Here is a 236-nt window from a genome sequence, read left to right on the forward strand (position 1 = left end):
TAATTGTTCCTGCTTTGACAGTAGCTACTCTAGATGCGGAAGAAGTCCATTTTCCATCATCAGATACAACTTCTGTATTGCCTGAACCGTCAACTGTGGATACTGTTAAGTCGGTAGCATCATCATCAAGAGATAGAGTTAAAGCATTGTCGTCTGAAAATTTGAGTGATACCGCACTTCTGTATGCTGCGAAAACTCCCGCTGGAAATAGTTTACTCGCTACGATAACAAGAGCA

The 236-nt window shown here is 41.5% G+C and carries 1 protein-coding gene; it reads right to left on the minus strand.

What is annotated here, in order from left to right; genetic code table 11:
* Window positions 1-236 (minus strand): hypothetical protein (locus QCD85_RS23740; protein WP_301264091.1); only part of this gene is annotated, 236 nt, incomplete at both ends.

Source organism: Paenibacillus sp. PsM32 (genome assembly GCF_030433815.1).
Lineage (GTDB): Bacteria > Bacillota > Bacilli > Paenibacillales > Paenibacillaceae > Saccharibacillus > Saccharibacillus kyungheensis.